Source organism: Nocardia sp. NPDC049220 (assembly GCF_040647855.1).
Classification (GTDB): domain Bacteria; phylum Actinomycetota; class Actinomycetes; order Mycobacteriales; family Mycobacteriaceae; genus Nocardia.
The window spans coordinates 16,617-34,444 of sequence record NZ_JBEZDA010000021.1 but is presented as its reverse complement, the minus strand read 5'-3'; the positions used below and the strand labels follow the sequence as shown (position 1 = coordinate 34,444).

9 protein-coding genes are annotated in these 17,828 nt (G+C 65.9%); 2 read left to right on the top strand and 7 right to left on the bottom strand.

Annotated features, from left to right (window positions below):
* Positions 1–2: 2 nt before the first annotated feature.
* Both AB0C34_RS28245 and AB0C34_RS28240 read right to left on the bottom strand, forming a co-directional pair.
* Entirely contained in the window at positions 3–779 is a 777-nt protein-coding gene (locus tag AB0C34_RS28245) for a hypothetical protein (protein ID WP_357079360.1), read from the bottom strand.
* Positions 780–2,022: 1,243 nt separating this feature from the next.
* Positions 2,023–2,421 (bottom strand): hypothetical protein, encoded by a 399-nt coding sequence (locus AB0C34_RS28240; protein ID WP_357079357.1) that lies wholly within the window; start codon positions 2,419–2,421, stop codon positions 2,023–2,025.
* A gap of 675 nt (positions 2,422–3,096) precedes the next feature.
* On the opposite strand from AB0C34_RS28240, the gene AB0C34_RS28235 reads away from it, so the two are divergent.
* Positions 3,097–3,360 carry a hypothetical protein gene (locus AB0C34_RS28235; protein WP_357079461.1) on the top strand — a complete coding sequence of 88 codons (264 nt, stop codon included), beginning with the start codon at positions 3,097–3,099 and terminating at the stop codon, positions 3,358–3,360.
* Positions 3,361–3,421: 61 nt separating this feature from the next.
* On the opposite strand, the gene AB0C34_RS28230 is transcribed toward AB0C34_RS28235, so the two are convergent.
* From AB0C34_RS28230 to AB0C34_RS28220, 3 genes are all read right to left on the bottom strand, one after another.
* A complete protein-coding gene (locus AB0C34_RS28230; RefSeq protein WP_357079355.1) occupies positions 3,422–4,711 on the bottom strand; it encodes a Fic family protein in 1,290 nt (429 codons plus the stop codon).
* A gap of 457 nt (positions 4,712–5,168) precedes the next feature.
* Entirely contained in the window at positions 5,169–5,366 is a 198-nt protein-coding gene (locus AB0C34_RS28225; RefSeq protein ID WP_357079352.1) for a hypothetical protein, read from the bottom strand.
* A 127-nt stretch (positions 5,367–5,493) separates the two neighbouring features.
* On the bottom strand, positions 5,494–5,760 hold the full coding sequence (locus AB0C34_RS28220; protein WP_357079349.1) for a hypothetical protein: 267 nt from the start codon (positions 5,758–5,760) through the stop codon (positions 5,494–5,496).
* Positions 5,761–5,941: 181 nt separating this feature from the next.
* Here AB0C34_RS28220 and AB0C34_RS28215 point away from each other — a divergent pair, with 181 nt between their 5' ends.
* Complete coding sequence (locus tag AB0C34_RS28215; RefSeq protein WP_357079346.1) at positions 5,942–6,205, top strand: hypothetical protein; 264 nt, start codon at positions 5,942–5,944, stop codon at positions 6,203–6,205.
* A gap of 159 nt (positions 6,206–6,364) precedes the next feature.
* Here AB0C34_RS28215 and AB0C34_RS28210 read toward each other — a convergent pair whose 3' ends face one another.
* Positions 6,365–16,906 carry a hypothetical protein gene (locus AB0C34_RS28210; RefSeq protein WP_357079343.1) on the bottom strand — a complete coding sequence of 3,514 codons (10,542 nt, stop codon included), beginning with the start codon at positions 16,904–16,906 and terminating at the stop codon, positions 6,365–6,367.
* Complete coding sequence (locus AB0C34_RS28205; RefSeq protein WP_357079458.1) at positions 16,903–17,814, bottom strand: zeta toxin family protein; 912 nt, start codon at positions 17,812–17,814, stop codon at positions 16,903–16,905. The genes AB0C34_RS28210 and AB0C34_RS28205 overlap by 4 nt, the downstream gene beginning before the upstream one ends.
* Positions 17,815–17,828 lie beyond the last annotated feature (14 nt).

Below are 17,828 nucleotides of genomic sequence, written 5' to 3'. Positions count from 1 at the left end.
AGTCAGAGGTGACTCACCTCCCGGGCAGTCTCCACAAGCAGGTGGTGCAGCACCTGTGCGGGCGCTGAGGCCGAAGTGCTGTGCAGATGCACCTCGGTGAATGCCTCGGCGAGGCATCGTCCAGGATGCAGACGCCGACCGTAGAAGGCGTAACCGCTCAACGCGCTACGCCATTCGCGGTAGGAATCGAGTACCGTGCGCAAACCGTCCCGGTTCCCGATCGACGGCAGGAAGTGCGCCAACAGCGCACTCTGCGCCCGGCGGCGAGCTCGGAAACCACCTGCCACATCAAGGGCGCGGGCCAACTCACGGACAATCGTCGAATACACCGGCCGCTCTTCGGATCCGGAGACCAGCTCTCGGGACTCGACAGCCAGACGTACCCGACGCGCCAGGCCGAGCGGATCGCGCGCAACCGTGCTGGCCAGCACAATTCGCGCCGTGTAAGGGCGCGGGCCGTCCGGTGCGGGCGTCCAATTCCACGTCGCGGTGGATACCTCGTCCGCCCGCAGTTCGCAGATCGCGACCCCGCGAAGATCGATTGCCGGATACCTGGGCAGCACGTCGTCGAGCGCGGCGGCGAACTCGACAATGACGTCGTCCTCGATATCCGGGTCGTCGAACCCTGAGACCTCGATTCCGTAACGCTCGATCACAGACCGGGTGATCGCTGATCTGTCCTTGTCCGGCTTCGGCCGTGACGCCATAGCCGGACTCGCCGAGTCACGCTTGGTGTTGCCGGATCCGCGCGGCGGCGGATCGGCGTCTCCAGCTGGCACGCTCGGTCGCTGCTGCGGAAATCCGGGTTCGAGCCCGCGAGGCCTCGTCGGTGATACGGTCGCTCCAGAGCCTACAGGTGCGGCAGCCGCTGTCGATCGTGCACCGGACCGATCGTGTCCTGCGGTGATCTGGCCCCGACGCTGCGAAGCCGGCCGCTGTGATTGCGGGACACGGTCCTGCGACTGCGGCTGGCCGATCGGTGACTTCAGCTGAGAGGGCGACGGCGATCGAGCGGGTGGCGACGACGACCGAGCGGGTGGCGACGACGATTGAGCGGGTGGCGACAGCGGCTGTCGGGCCGACGGCGGCAGGGCGACTTGCGCCGTCGGTGTTGGCTGACCGGCTGATGCAGTTGGGGAAGAAGGGAAGGCTGGCTGCGCGGGAACAACCTTCGCAGCATGATCGCCAGCGAGCGGTGTCGGCGCCGCGACGCCGGGCGAGGCCGGAGTCATGGTGGCCCTTGCCGAGTTCGAGGCCGAGCCGACGAATGGCATAGCGTCCATCGAAGTCTCGACTCCGCGCACGGAGTTCCCCAGACTATGGTCTTGGACAGCAATGTTGTTCGCGAATCCAGCCAAGTTCTCGCCATGCATTTGCACGTTCTGCACCGTGAGGTGTAATCCGTTGAGCAACTGGTCAAGAGCAGGCAGATATGTCTCGGCGAAAGTGCGGCCGGGTTTGTCATCGCCCCATGGCGCGCCCAGCGAGTCGAGGCCGACTTTCAGCTGCTGTAACCACCCCATCGCTTCGTCTGCCAGCACCGCATATTCTTTGGCCAGCCTCGCCAACTCAGCGAGGTCGACAACCAGCCGATCCGCCATGAGTTCACCTCCTGGCGACAGCTCGCACCATCGATCTCTCGACGCAGAACGACGGTGCGGGTGCTAACGGCCGACGACGTCGCGCGCAAGGGACGAGCGCAGACGTACGCGATGGTGCCCTCGTCGCGTGAAGCAGACCAGCAGACGGCCGATCGCGCACCTCCTCGAGATCTACTGCGATCAGCTGGTGCCAGCGTGGCAGTGGCGACTTCGCGATATCTGCGATACCCGTCAGGCGACGGCAACACACAGTGATGACCACGAGCCAAGTGTTTCATGCCTGACGATCAAGCGGTATGGGGGAAAAACCTACTTGCCGAGAAGTGACCTGCGGTCAGACCGAGCTTTCCCTGATTATCCGGATCAGCGATGTGGTAGGGATTTTGTCGCTGGCGGTGGTCAGGGAGTCCGACTGGACCGACTAGCGTCGGTCATCCTCGCCGAGTAGCGCCGACCCGTCGCCGGTGAGCTGGTCCCACCCTTGCCGTCGACCGGTCACGATTAGCAGAAGCGAGACGACCGGGCCGGCAATGACCGATCCTTCGCCCGCGGTCCAGTCGGTGTCGGTGGCGACGAGTCGGTAACCGGTGAACTTCTTGCGGGCGTGGAATGGGGCACCCATCGTCCAGATTCGATCGATCGCCATCCGCGCCGCGGGGATCGGCATGTCCCGTGTGATGCCGAGTGAAAGCGCGATGTCTTGGCCGTGCGCCAATAGATCCGTCAGCCGATCGGCTGGTGTCGTGCCGATGACGGTGATCCTGGCATCGATAGAGCGAACGACATGCCGCTGCCCCGCACACGATCGGACACCGTACACACCACACCACAGGGCAAGGAAGCCGACATCGTCATCCGTTGCCGATGAAATTGAGCTGACCCAGCTGCCGTGACCTACGACAGTCGGAGGTGGGTCGGTGTGTCACCGAAGTTGGGCCACGTCGTCAGTCACCGGATGCCAGTCCGGCGTTGCCGTCTGAATGCAGTCGAACTGAGCAGCAATGAGTTTCGCAAGCTCGCATCATGCCGGGCGGGACCGGGCGGGAAAACTGTGAAAGTCGGAGTGCCATAGCCGAGTTGGGCTCGGATTGGCAGTCTCGGTCACGACCTGAGCGGCGTACGTACCGCGCGGAGCGGCCTCCGAGAGCAAGAAAACTTCGTCACCGCGGCACTGTAGTTCGCCCCCAGGCGTATTCCATGCGTCGTCGCCGCGCTACTGGGTAAGTAGGCGTATTCCTCGGCCGCCAACCGGGCCTTGTCACGGCGCAAACGTATCCGTACCGTCATCCCGAACGCTCCGATCAGACCGACCGCCAACCGTAAACGTAGAGGTCACCGTAGCGGCCGAGCGCCGGACTCGACCGAGAGACCTACAAGCGGCGCAATGTCACGAGCGCGCCTCCAACAATGCCAAACACTGGCGCGCGGTCGCCACACGGTATGACAAGTTGGCCATCACTAACCGCGCCGGAGCCGTCCTGGCCCTCGCCTCGAGATTCCCACGAAGACGCTCGCGGTTTGGGCCTCCGCCGGGCGCGGCCCCAGATACGCACGAATAGGGCGATCCCGAAGATATCGGTTGAGCGACCTACTCGAATGGGAACAGCGCCAACTCGACAAGACTGGGCGGCCCCAGGCCGACGAGCCGACCGATCGGGCACAACACCCTCGCTGTCGAAAACCGTGCGCCGCTTCGTCGTTCCGCCAATGCCGAGCAGTTGCTGGTCTGCAACGGTACCGAGTCGAAGGGGTGCGTTGATCGGACACCAGAGGTTCATGACCGGGCCGGTGACAGGTGCAGTCGCTGACCGAGCCCGGAGTTATTCCGGTGAATCGGTACGCAGTCGGCCGAAACGGTCCACCGCCGGTGCCGGTGGCCCCTGATCGGGTCGACGATGGTCGGTATCGCCGGCCCCGACCCGGTTGGCGCGCTCAGCTAGCGCTGTAAGGCCCAGGTGGGCGTCGGCTGTGTAGCACACGATTTTGCCCTTGTGATTCTTGGAGCGGCCGAGTATTCCAGCGTCGGCTAGCTCGGTCAGGGCACGGTGGGCGGCGACAGCCGAGACGCCATACCGAGTGGCGGCCGATTCTGTGGTGAGTACGGGGTGTGTGGACAAGTCCGTGAGGATCTTCGTGACGACCGCATCCCGACGGGGTAGGGCGGGGCTGGTGCCCTCTCGGCGACGGTGCTCGACCAGGGTTTGCAGGAGTTGCTCATCGAGTGCGGCAGCGTCTCGGGCCAGCCGCACTCCGGTCTGCGCTGCTTGCTCGGCGGCCCGGGCGAACCCGATGACCCATTCGTCGGTGTGTGGGTCCGGATCGCGGTAGGAGGTCAGGCCGGCCAGATAGACGTCGGTGCGCGCGGCGAACACGGTGCTGATCGGGATCAGCGTGTGCCGCAGGGCATCACAGCGCCGCAGCACGGTGTGGATCAGTGCGCGGCCGGTGCGTCCGTTGCCGTCGATGAACGGGTGGATCGTCTCGAACTGCGCGTGGGCGATCGCGGCCCGTACGACCGGGTTGCCGTGAGTAGCGGTCAGGAACGAGGCCACATCCGCGACCAGGGCGGGAACCTCGGACTCGGGCGGGGGTACGAAATCGGCCCGCAATGGGCTCCACCCGGGTCCGCCCACCCAGTTCTGCTCGGTTCGCAGACCGGCCGGTAACCGGGGTTCGATGGTGTGCTGTAGGTCTACGATGTCCTGTGTCGTGATCGGCCTGGATCGGTCGGCCAGGGAATCGATGGCCTGCTCGGTGGCGTGCACTGTGGCAACCACGTCCAGGGCGGTGCGGGTACCCGATTCCAGGGTTTCGGCGATGGCGAGTTTCTTGGGGGTGATGCGGTTACCTTCGATCCAGGACGAGGAGATCGACTCGGACCGGATCAGCAGATGGTTGAGGTAGCTACCCTGGGACCCGATGCGTTCATCAGCCCTTGCCAGCACCGTCAGCGCGTCCTCGGCCGCCTGCTGTGCCCGAGAGCCGATCTGCGGTAGGTCCACCCCCAGCGGATCGGGGATGTAGGCCAGATAAGTTCCGGCCTGCCGGTCACGGCGGGCGAGCAGGCCCTCGTCCGACGGCTGCCACACCCGTTCCTCGTACCTCGCCACGGACACTCCTCGAGGTTAAGTATCGCGTCAGAAACCTAACCTTAGAGTATCTAAAGTTAATTTTATGGGCTGATCGCGGAATGTTCGGCGGTAAGAACCGGCCGTGCGCAGCGAACTCACGTTCGGTCAAGGCGTCCGCACATCGGTGCGCGGCAACACGGCGTCGTCGCACTCGGCCGGTTTCCGAGCCAGACCCGTTTCACGGCGACCTCAGCCGTGCCGCGGCCCCCGCGTCGAGCCGCGGCTCGGTAGTCGGCCGCGGGTCGCCCGACGATATCGGCGGATCAGTCGGCCAGCCGAACGTGCCAAAGCTCCGGGAAGGGAGCATCGACGGCGTCGCGACCGACAGGTTCGTCGAGCAGGCCGGTGCCGACACCGAAGTCGACCAGTTCGGCCACAGTCCGAGCGTCGATTCGCGGGTCGCAGTACGGTGCGTCCCGACGTACGAGTTCGGCGATCAGCGCAGCTTCGTGCGGTGGGAAGAGGTTTTCCTGACGCCGGTGGCGAGATCGAGATCTTCCCGCAGCAGGGTCTGCGCACGGACGATCGCGCGGGTCATCGCGGTGACCGCGGCCGGGTAGCGCTCGATCGTCTCGTTGGTGACCGCCAGCGCCGGGAAGTGCGTGGCCCGGCTCCAGACCTGGAACTCCAGCAACCTATCTGATGCATCCGATGACGGTCTGGAGACGTAGTGTGCCCAACCCTGAACATCCGGACCGCACATAGTCCCAGATTGTCTGGGAACTCACCGTCGCGATTCCCGCATGACGAAGCGGCACGGCTCATTGGCGTCGCTGCTGCGCCATCGAGATCGGCTGTCCTTTCACCATCGCCGTGCACACCGCCCGCGACCAGCTCATCCACGCCGCCGGAGTCCTTGCCGGCACCACGATCGACCTGATCGGCGCGATCGGCCGCGCGGTCACCTCCAGCTCAATGCCCCCGCGCCGCTCACGCACCAGCCCCGCGTGGTCAAACGCGCCATCTTCACACACCGCGCCAAGGGCGAGGTCGACCGCAACATCTACAAAACCCAGGTCAGCGTCCATATCATGCCCGGTTGACAACCGGGCAAGGATCCAGGGGTGCGGGCGCGCAGCACCCGCCCGCCCGGGCTTGTCGATTTCAATTCGACACTGCACATCCGGGATGGCGCTGTGGTCCAGCGGCCGGTTGCCTTTCCCGATAGTTTGGACGACAGCGCGCCGTCGGGGCGAGCACGCGGTGACAGTGGGTGAGAAACACCCGATAGGCCGCGGTGCGCTGCTGCCGGGACAATCCGAAGCGGACGAAGTGTTCGAGCGCGCCGATACAGAAGACCGCGTCGTAGGGCTGGTCGGAGTGATGCGCGTTCCAGTGCTCGAGGCGAACGTCCAGCCGGTCGGTGGCGAAGGCGCGGACGTAGTCGTATTGGTCTCCGGTCTGACTACTGCGGCGGGATCCGGATCTGTCCGCAGCTCGATCGTGCCGACCTGGCCGCCGAAAACGCCATAGGTGAATACCTTTTCCTGGGCATCCCAGTATGCGTGATGACGATCAATTCCTGGCCGGCCTCGACGAGACGACAAAGTCGATCGAATTCGGGAGAAGGATCGGTGCCGGTCTCATATCCTCGCGACGGCGTGGTGACCGATGCATGGCCTGAGGCACCGGCTAGGGGGCGTTTTCTTGTCCGGTCGGCAGCTCGATGATCTGGGCGGCCGCCTGCACGTCGGCGAAGGCCCTTGCCTGTATGTCGGCGAGGGCGGCGAGGGCGGCGAGGCCGAGGTGGTAGGCGACCGCGCCGGACAGTTCGTCGATCACCGTTTGCGGTATGCCGAGTTCGCGTAGGCGGGCGTAGACCGGATCCGGATCTGGTCGTGCCTGCGAATCCGGCTGGTCTGCGCCCTCCAGTAGTTCGTTGGCAAGTTCACTCGCCTGCTCGGCCGACATGGCATGCAAGAGCCCGAAGACTTTGTCGCGTTGTCTGTTCAGGTTTTCGCGGATTTGCTCTCGACGCAGGTTGAATATGTGTGCGGACGCGACGCGGTATTGCCCGAGCGCCGTGGTGATCTCGGTGAGCGGTTTGGCGGGTACACCGGCTTGCCGCAGCCGGGTGACTGTACCCGCGGTGTCCTCCAACAGTTGCGCTGTGAGCTCGCCGAGCGAGTCGACGGGCAGACCGGCGATGGTGAGCTCGGCGTTGCGGATCTCTCGTTTCGAGCGTTGCTCTCGCGATGTAATAGGATGTGGCGCACTATTTTCCGTGATTATTCGGCCGCGTAGATCCGCGGGGACCGCCTCGCTCACCAAGTCGACCAGCCGGCGCCGCAGTGCGGTTAACTCGTCGAGTTCCGGTTCGAGGGTACGGGGCCGCAGTGTCGTGACGTTGACGGCCAAGCCTTCGTCGTTCTCGGAGAACGAGGCCGCGGCGGTGTGCTCGAAGGTTCGGACCTCGAGCACCCTCGGGTGGTTGCGCAGGAAATGTTCCCGCTCGCTCCTGTTATAGCGTGTGTTGGCGTACCAACTGTTACCGGAGGCGTAGCCGCCGCCGTTGTTGATCGTCCAGCCGGACACCAGAACCTGATCGACGGCGTCGATCTCGCACAACAGTGCGGCGTAGTACATGCCGAGGTGCGTGAACACCGAGTCGATGACGTAGAAGTCCGACCCGATGTCGTATCGCGGTGCGAACACCAGACCCAACGGGGAGAGTACGCCGAGCGGCGAGAACTCGAACACATCTCCCGGAACGACGGTGCTGCCGAGCGCCCTGCGCAGCAATCCCGTCTCGGACACAGTGCCGAAGTGCTGCTTCGCCGCGCCGACGACTGTGGTGGGCCACTTCAACCATGGCCGTCGGGTGTCGACCACCGCCACGCCGCGGGCTGGGACGGTGTCACGTAGCAGGCCGTCGCCATCCAGGTCCGATAGCACCCAGTTGTATTCGAGTTCGGGCTGGTTGCCCTTGTACACCAGTCGGACCACCACCCCGTCCTGCTTGTGGAGCATGAGGTGCAGCACCATCGCCGGGTAGAGGTTCGAGCCGCCACCCAGGTCGACAGCGGTGCGCATGCGGCCACGGCCGATACCCAGTTCTTTGAGGATCCCGAATACCCCGCCCAGGATCTCGACGTCGTCGGTGAAGATCCGTTCCATCGCGTACGGCGGACTCCAGCGCCGATGGCGCCGGTCGAACACGCCGGGGAATTCGTCCCGGTGGTAGTTGCGCAGCACGTATTCGATGGTGTCCCAGTAGTCGAACGCGGCGAGTTCGCGGCTCGGCTCCCAGGTCCGCAATCGTTCGAGGGTGACCGGTACTGGGCCGACGGCGACGCCGTCGGCCCAGTACCGGGAGTTGTTCTCGTGGTGCACCAACCAGTAGCGCTTCATCACTTCGCGCGGGTCCTGGTTGCCGGGGACGGCGGCAACGATGTTCCACAGGGTGCCGGGACCCCCGATCTCCTCGGTATATAGCTGCCTCAGGTGCATCACCGCGCCTAGCTCGAATGTATGCACCACTCGGCTGGCGCCCTGCTCCAGCAAGCCGTAGAACTGCGCGTCCGTCGCAGCATCCAGCATGTGCTCGACGGTCTGTGGTCCCCGTACAGCGTCGCCGTGCGATTTCGCCAGCCGAGCGGCGAAGTCGGTGATTTGGCCCGCCGTGATCGGCTCGTCCACGGGTACACCGGCCATCACGCGGATGAGTTCCTCGAGCAGCGGCAGGACCGGCCAGTAGAAGCGGACCGGTGCGGTGGCGAGCCCGGACGCCTCAGCAAATGCCTCGACGAGCTGATACGGACTCGAGGTCGGCGATGTTGCCCCGTCATCAACAATCGACTCCCGCGCGGAGATCGCTTCGGCGACCCCCGGGACGGTGACCTGCACCCGCTGCTCGCCGCCAACCGTCCACACGCGGACCCGTGCGTGGGCAGGCCGGTGCTCGGCGAACAGCTCGGTCAGCGACTGCTGCAATGACAGTCTGGCCGACTGTCCACTCACGAGCGCGGCGATGGCCGCCGCCGCCGCAGGGTAACGCCCCTCGATCAACGGCACCGCAACAGCGACGCTCGGACCCGGGTCGTCCGCGGCCGGGCCGCGAACAGGGTCGGAGTGGTTCTGCACCACCAGTTCGACTTCGGTCGCGGATTCGCCGCTGATGGTGAGTGTGCGGTGACCCATCCGCTGCTGTCCCGACACAGTCCACAGTGTCGAGCCGGTGTGTCCCAGATAGTCGACCACCGATTCAACCGCGTTCAAGCACACACCGAGCGCCGGGTCATCGGGCTCGAACCAGCGATGCCGGACCACGGCCGCCCGTAGCTGATCCGGGTAGGCGGGCGCCACCGCGATCTGCTCATGCCATGGCAGGTCGGCGTCCTCGGGCACACCGTGGACCGTCAGGTGCACAGTGCCTGCGTGCCGTGCGGGCACGGCCCCGTGGAACGGGTCCGCACCAATCCGATCGCTGATCGAGGCCAGCGCGCAGAACGGCGTGTTCGCGTCCACTCTGCGGGCGTCGTCGACGAGATGGCCTACGACGCGGGCGAACTGGTTACGCAGCGTGGGACCTTCGGATACCACATGCCCGACGACAACCGTATCCGATGGCACGTCATCGGTGTTCGTCACGGCCATCACGGCCGCACCGGTTTGTGGGTCGTAGGACACGAGCCAAGCCCGCCACGGGTCGCCGAGCTGATCGACGCGCCCCTGAAGAGCCCGCCAAGCGGCGATGGTCTCCGACACCCGCAGCGACCGCAGGCCCAAGGCGTCCAGTTCTCGCCGGGCGGCATCCTGCTCGGCTTCGATGCCGAGGTTGGCCGCTGGACCGTCCCACACCTTCTCTCGCGCGCGGACCAGCAGCATCATCGAGGCCGCGTGCCGCACCGGCCACGGTGCGTCGGTCGCGAGCACGTCCTGCGGACGCCCCCGCACCAGCGCACTGATCTGGCTGCCCGACAGCGACTCCCACGGCGCACCAGCGGCCAACGCGGTGGCTGCCTCCTGCACCGCGCGGACTTCCGATGGCCCGTGGGCCGAACGTGGATGCGGCAGCGACCACGCGGGCCGGTCGGCCCACGGGATACGACCGCGCCCAGAACTGCGCACGGCGCCGGACGGGACCGGACGGGGGGTAGCCGAGGGATCGGATGTTTTGCCCTTTTCTCGATCTCGAGACGGCAAGGCCGGACGCTCGGTCATGACACTCGGCACAGCCGCGATGCGCGGCAACTCCATCAGCGCATATCCGCGTCGCAGCCGTACCCGGTATTCATCGCGCATCACCGAATCGAGCATCGCCTGCTGGCCATGGGTGAACACCATGTCCACGAGTTCCCCGATCGACACGTCCGATCCCGCCGGAGCCAACTGCTCGTCGGACAGCCAGAGCATCAATCGAAGCAACTTCACCCGCATGGGGGACAAACGTGTGGCGAGAGCGCGCAGCGCGGTGGTCGTCGCCGGTCCGACGCCCTTGGCGACGGCCACCACCGGGGCCCACTCGGCTAGGCAGACCTCCCCCAATAGGGAGACGACCGCCTGGAATCGGCGGTCCTCGACCGGTTGTTCCCGCTTCCAGAACTGCTCCAGCTCCGCGCTGGGCAGCGCTCGCTCCCCGGAAACGATCTGTTCGACCAACAGCTCGTCTTCTTCGTACGCATACCACAACAGTGCCCCACGCTGCAGCAAGTCCGGGTCCGATGCCAGCGCCGCCTGGACCAATAGCGTGGCGATCTTCGACATCACGACATGGTGTAGCTCCCATGCCGTTTGGTCGGTAAGGCCCATGACCGCGGCGACCTCGCGCGCGGACAGACCCGCGATCCGCATCCGCAGGTAATCCGCCTCCTGATGCACGAGTCTCTGCACGGCGGACCGCAGCGCGGAGACCACGGCCACAGCCGGGCCGTCCGGGACGACCCCGGTGGACCCGGACTCGGAAAACCAGGCCGGCAGCCACTGCATCGGGACCGATACGATCGCCGGTTCGCCCGCCACGAGCCGCGCGCCGGGGCCGAGCAGGTAGGTCTCGGCTCGTCGCAGCAAAACCTCATTCCCTTGCAAACGTTCCCGCACCTTCGCCAAAGCCTTCGCCAAAAGCCGACGTTCGGACTCGGAGACCGTTCCACCCGTGCGCAGCCGCTGCAGCACGTCAGACTCCTTCCGCGTCTGATCAGCGAAGGCTCTCTCCTGGTCGATATTCGCAGTCAGGGGTGTAACCAGTGCCGAGCCGGCGATCGCGCCGGCCACAGTCCGTACCGCGTCACGCACCACTTCGTCGTCGAATCCGGACTGCCGCAGCGACTCCGGTTGTCTGCACAGCAGATTCACCACCTGGCGGTGGCCCGGGCGCAAGCCGTCCACCGTATGCGCCAGCACAGCGGCGGTCGCGTCCACCAAGATCGGCTCGAGCACGGCGCGCTCGGCATCCGGCAGCGCTGCCATCAGCCCGCGACGGGCCCGGTCCGCCCAGCCCACCGGCTCACTGGCGACCGCCGAAGCCAGGCCGGTCAGCCACGCGACCGGATCAGTGGAGTTGTCACGCAACGCCAGACGGCCGCTGGCCAACCCCCGGACCTCGTCGACCAGCGCATCCAGCAGCGCCGAGTCGGAGTACTGTCGCGCCAATTCGGCGCGCACGCCCTCGGAGTGGCGCTGCCACAGCTCGTCGAATGTCCAGGCCGGGGTCGAGCCCGGTAGAGCTGCGCCGCCCGAGGTCGAATCGCTGGTGCCGGCGACAGCAGGCATCCAGTCCTTGTGGGAAATGACGTCGTCCGGGCGTTCGGTCGGCAGGGCTCTCCAGTAGTCGTCGACCGCGGTGCGCGGCGCTTGGCCGTCGACCTCCTCATCGTCGAACTCGGTGACGATCGGGGCGGCTGGCCTGCCGTCGGTCTCGAACTCGACCACACGGACGGCTTGGACCGACCCGGCGCGACTGGGATCGAACCGGAACGGTCGCTCATAACGGGCCGGGTCGATGACCAGCAGCGTGCCTTTCCAGTTGACGACCACGTAGGTGTGTGCGGAATCGGCGCTCTCCTTATCCATCACCACCACGACACGACCGTGCTGCTCCGCACTCGCCGGTCCCAGCTCGTCGTCACCCAGACCGAACAGGAACTTCTCCACCAGCCGATGACCCACCGCACCACCGGGCAGGTCCACACCATGCCCGCCGAGTACGAACGACCACGCCACCGGATCGATTCGCCGCTCACCCGGCAGCGCCCGAGGGATTGCCTTGTCCCACTCGTTGTTCAAGGCCCTCTGCAGATCCCGCAGATTCAACGCCGCCACCACCGCACACGCCGCCTCGTCCAATCCCGACCGGGTGTCCAGCCGAGTCGGTGGACTCCCACCTTCCGCGGCGGCATCCAGCAGCCGTACCAACTCCGGACTTCCAGCCTGATCGAACAGCTCAGCCGCCGCCCGCAACTCGACAACTCTCGCACGGTCGCCGGCCTGCTCGGCCTGCCACAAGGCCACCTCCACCGCTTGGCGGCGTAGCAGCCCCTGCGGGCGGAAACCGTCGGGTACCGCGACCCGAGCGGGTGTCGCAGACCACGGTGTCGCGGGCTCGGCGGTCGACCTGCCGGGTGGCTGCCTCGACCACGGCGTCGCGGTCGAGGTCGACATACGGGTCGGTCGAAGCGGCCGCGGTACGGGGTGGCGCTCGCGCGCGTGCGACCACGGCGTCACGCCGACAACGGTGTTCACCTCGTTGACGAGAGGTTCGAGGGCTGTTGCGCCGGATTCGTGTTCCCAGTGGTCGGTGGTCATGGTGTGACGCGGTAGGTGCCCCGCCGAAAGTGGTGGTGGCGCACCGCTGTGTTGGAGGGAATCCGATGCGGGCTGGTGCGAAGCCGCCGCGTCGGTGCTGGGAGCCTCCCGGCGCGGGTCGGTTGGTTCTACGGTCGACGGGTCCAGGCTGTCGAGACCGCCGCCCGCGCCCGAATGGTGCACCGTGATCGGCCATACCGTGCTGCTGTGCTGCAGAACCTGCGCCAAGCCGAGCATCGCAGTCTGCTGCTGCGCCTGCCGCAACAACTCGGCAGTGGCGGGCGGCTGTCGCAGCAACGCGTCGATATCGGCCGCAGTGGTTTCGGGGCTGCCGCCAGGGTGGCGGGCACGCTCTACCGACGCGGGATCCAGCGCCGCGTCGCCGGTGGTGTGCTGCGCAGCCGGCTGCAACGGCTGGGCGCGGTTGCTGCGGCCGAACGGGTGCATGCCCGATGCGCCGGCCTGGTGTGGATCCGGGTCGGCCACGATCGCCGACTCAGGCGTTGTCGTAGCCTGGATCGGGACCGCGGACGAGGGCGCGACAGAGTCCTCAGGGCCGAGTCCGAGTGCCGAGACGGCAGCGTTGGTGGGCAGGAATAGGGTCTTCAACCGGTGCAGTGATTGCTGCTGGAGCACCGGCACCAGATCGAGGACCTCGTTGCCGGCATCGTCGAGCGCGGCCCGGTGCTGGTCGCTAGGGTTGTCGCGGTATGCGGTCGCGGCATCGCGATACTGGGTGATGACCAGTCGTGCGTGCGGGTGTCCAGACCGATCGAACAGGGCGTCGTCGACCGCGACGTACTCGTATACGCGGCCGCGTTGGCCGTTGCGGGCGACGCGGTTTCGTGCCTGGATGTCGACGTCTTGCGATATGGATGAGTTTCCGTAGAGGTGTGCGACCATACCGCCGGCCCGGGAGACCTCCTCGTGAACCTTGTAGTCATTGCCGCGACCACCCTGCATATTGATGAGTGTGATTTTTCCCGGCGCGCCGGCTTTCTCGACGATCTCGTGCAGCCGGTCTTCCCAGTCGGCGCCCTGGTCGAGGATCCATTTCGCGTCTACGACGTCCATCGACTCGTCGGGGACGACACCCCGCAGGCCGGCGGCGATAGTGGCGACATCGCTGTTGCGATGCGTCAGCACCAGCTGTGGCAGACCTTCCCTGCGGGCCACGTCGACAATGTTGTCGATCAGGGCGGCCTGCTTCTCATGCTGGTTTTCCACAACGATCGTGCCGCCGTGCTCCAGGTGGTGTTCCTTGGTGCGCGGAATCTCGACAGCGGCACCGGTGCCGTAGACCGTCGAGATCGCCTCGGCGACATTCATGACGGTGCCGGAGGTACCAGTAAGTGATCGGACACGTCGCTGCAGAACCTCGCCGAGAGTCGTACTCATCGACGTTTCCGAATTGCCGTGGATGACGACTGTGTGCTCGTGCCCAGCCGCATCGTATTTCTTCGCTATCGCGGCTTCGATCGCGGGAGCGATATCGTGCCAACGACTTTCGGTCGCGGTGCGAGGATCTCGCATCACCTTGTGCGAGACCTGATCGATGATGACCGGGCGGCCCTCGTGCATCACGAAGTGATCGCCCTCGACGAAGTCGCCCAACGCAACCGCTGCGGCAGCGTTGATCCGCTTCACGTCCTCGCCGGTCAACGGACCTTCCCACAAGTGCCGCGCCTTCGCCACCGCCTCGTCGGTCAACAGCGCTGGTGCACGACGCAGCGCCGGGTCACGGCCGAAATCGGCGTCGGTCAAGGTCGTCGCCGCCAACGCGTCAGCGACGAAATCGCGGGCCTGCACGATCGCCTGCGCGGTCTCCTTGCTCGCCGGGCGTACCGCGCCGTCACTGATCTCGTAGGTCGGGTTCAGGTAAAACAGCGCGGCGTCGATCTCGTCGACCGTCGCCATCTCGAACGTAATCTTGTCCAGGTGCCCACGCAGTTCGGCAAAGCCGAGCGCGTCCTGCGTGGCGATGTAGACGGTCGGCTCCCCCGGCACCGACACCGGCACCGGCCGGTCCGGATCGATCCGCACGAACTTCACGCCGGACTCACCGAATATCGCGGTGTACTCGACGAGAGCTTCGTAGGCCAGCGGATCGGAGCTGGTAACCAGCAGCGTCGGACCTCGATGCACAGCCGCCCACACGTTGTACACCGCCGCCGTCAGCGTCTTGCCGCTGCCGGGGGCCATCTCGGGTATCAGCCCGTCTCGCATGGCGAGCACACCCATCAACTGCTCCCGGTACAACAACTTGCCCGAACGGCGCCGAACAGTTTCGATCGCTGCCATAAGCGAGTCGTGCTCGTCGCCGTAGCGCAGACCGAATTCCAGCACCTGTTCGGGCACATCGTTCAGCCGCATCGTCGCCGGGACGAGATCACTGGAGCGGGCGTGATACTCGTCCAGGATTTCCTGGGCGGCAGCCTGCAGCCGTTCCTGGGTACGAGTGAGCTTGCCGTTCAACCCCTCGACATCGATCGTCCGGTCCGCAATGCCGTCGTCACCGCCGTTGGATTGCCCATCCCCGCCAGCAGTGGGACCTACGGGGGCCTTCTCCTGCGACTCGGACCCCTCACCATCCGACAGCTCGAGCGACCCGGGCATCGTGTCAGCACTCACCACGCGATCGTCGGGCGAATCCGACACCGTTGGCGGGCGCGCCGGATCACCCGCGGCCTGATCGCCCGCAGTCACGCCGAACAATGCCATGGCGGTGGCCGCCGCGGGATGAGTGACAACCGAGGTCGCCTCGGACGCCGTCGTCGAAGTACGCGGATCGGTCACCAGGTCCGCGACCGCACGAACGGTCTCGGGAGCGAAAACCTTCGGAGCGAAAATCTCGGCCGCGGCATGCCCGTCGCGGCGAACGTCGCCGTCCCGGCCCACACGATCGCCGCTCATCTCGGCGGGGCCGGGCGCCCCGAGCTTCGCCCTGTTGGGAGTCTGGATACTCTCCGGTCGACCAGTCCCGACCGATCCATCGGCTCTGGGGCTGACCTCGGCAGAATGCGGCGCGACAGCAGCACCCGAACCCATGGCGATTGGTTCGGGCCGCCGCGGCTCGACCAGAACACCCGCCTCGGTGTCACCGACGCGGGAAACGAATTCCTCAGCATGCGATGCGGACACAGCAGGGACACCGCCGGGCGCATTGCCGACGGACATCGCCCCGGTCGAGATCCTCTGCGACGGTTCGCTCGAGTCCACCGGCCATCCGCCATCGGCACCGGGGCGAGTTACCGATGACCCGTTCGCGACAGCGATCGCTTCCGAGGCCCGGACCTGAGCCGGCTGGACATGCGTAACCTCGACGGCGACCCCGACGGCCGTGGTTGTCGCAGCTATGGCCGTGCCCGCGGGCGCCATCGCTGTCCGGAGCTGATGTGCGGCAGCGCGCTGAGCGACAACGGCGTCCCCCCATGCCTGTTTGCTCATCTGCACGGCCGCGATGCGATCGACGTCGTGTACGACCTGGTTGACCTCGACGACCTCATGCGGCGCGGAAACCACACGGACGGGACCGAAAGCGTGCACCGCGCCGCCGATCATCGAGCCGGACAGGCCACCACCCGCAGCGCTGACCAGGTGATTCAGCGACAACCCCTGCTCCGACACAACACCCGCCGCGACCGTACCTGCCACACCACCCGCCGCACCGGCAGCACCGATCACCACCAACACTTCACCGCCACGGGCAGTCTTCCGCAACCACTCCTTCGGAAGCTGCGCCACATAACGCTTATCGACACGGTTCAGCACCGGCATCAATCGTTGGGCCACCGTGTGCCCAGCCAGTCCACCGACTCCACCGGCGAGCATGCTGATCCCCAGAGATCCCACACCGATACCGTCCTGATGCCCCTTCTCGATCATGTACAACTGCGCCGCCAAGTTCGGCACACCACCCTGTGCCGCACCAGCCAGCACAACCAAGCGCAGGCCGCGCCCGCCCAATTTGGCGATCAGCCACTCGATCGCCTCCCGTACCGCAACCCGCGCCGCGCCGAAAGCCCGCAGATCCGCCGCCACCGCACCCGGCGGAAACAGCACCGCTATCGCCACCTGCGCCACCAGTTGACTGAGCGCTGTGATGATAGTGGCCTTAGTGAACTCGGCGTCACCAGCAACCTTCTCAACATGCGATGCCAGACTGCCCAAACCCATGGTCAGCCCACCCCACGCCGCACGAACCTCTCGACCCGCCCGAGCAGCCGCGGCGATCGCCAGGCTCTCGCCACACAACTCCAACTCGGTCACAAGATGATCGAAGTCCGACGACACGCGTTCGGATGCGTGCTTGGCCTGTAGCAACAGCACCTGCAACGCACGCATGCGGTCTTCGTCCATGAGCGGGAACTTCTCGCCCGCCGCGGCGACCACTGCCCATTGCGGAATATCCGGCGGAATCTCGAGCGTCACGGATCGCTGCCCGACGCCACCGGCGAGATAACCGTCTTGTCGTCAACACTGTGCACCACAACCCGATAACCGGAATCAGCGAACAGGGCAGCTACTTCAGCGGTCCGTTGCGGCTCGTCCGCAGCAGTCTGTACCACGACATCGAGGCGGCCGCACACCGCATACCGGATCGCCATCACCGTCCACAGCAAAGTGTCATACCGCACCCCCGCGTCGACCGACACAGCAGCATGCGGATGATAAGCAGTCAACAAATCAGGATCTACCGCAGCACAGCCAAATTCGGTCGCAATACGCAGCGCCACCCCCGGATGCTCCGAAGACCGGCACAACAACACCGCGCTCGGCTCGTCACTAGGGGCGTGCACCGGGAAGATCTCCGGAACTATCTCGCGATCGAAAATTGCTGCCAACGCCGACAATTCAAGTCGCTCCGGCGGGCGTATTTCCGATTCCACATGCGTGGGTTCGAAATAGGCTGTGCCGATACTCGAGTCGACATCATCGGAATCGAATTGGTCGGCATCGAGCGCGGTCCATCGCGCCAGCAGGCTCCGGCGCTGGCTGCGATACCGGTGGGCCAACTCGATATCCGGCGGGTCCGCCTCAACCGCCTGCCATGTCAAGAGCGAGCAGTACGCCATTCGGGTCAGCACCAGCCGTACCGCATCGTGATGGGAGGGCAAAGCGACGGGCAGCACGGCCGACTCTGCGTGGAAGGCACTGCGGGCCTTGGCGATCAGGGCGTGCCCTACCTCGGCTCGGGCGAAGGCGAGATCTATCAGGGCCTGTTCGGTGTCCGGGCCGAATCCGCCGTCGAGCGAAAAGTCACCGCCGCCGAGCGCCGAGTCCAACACATCAGCGAACGCAGCGCGCGACTCGCTACGCGAGAGTTCACCGAATATCACTGAAGTCAACCCCG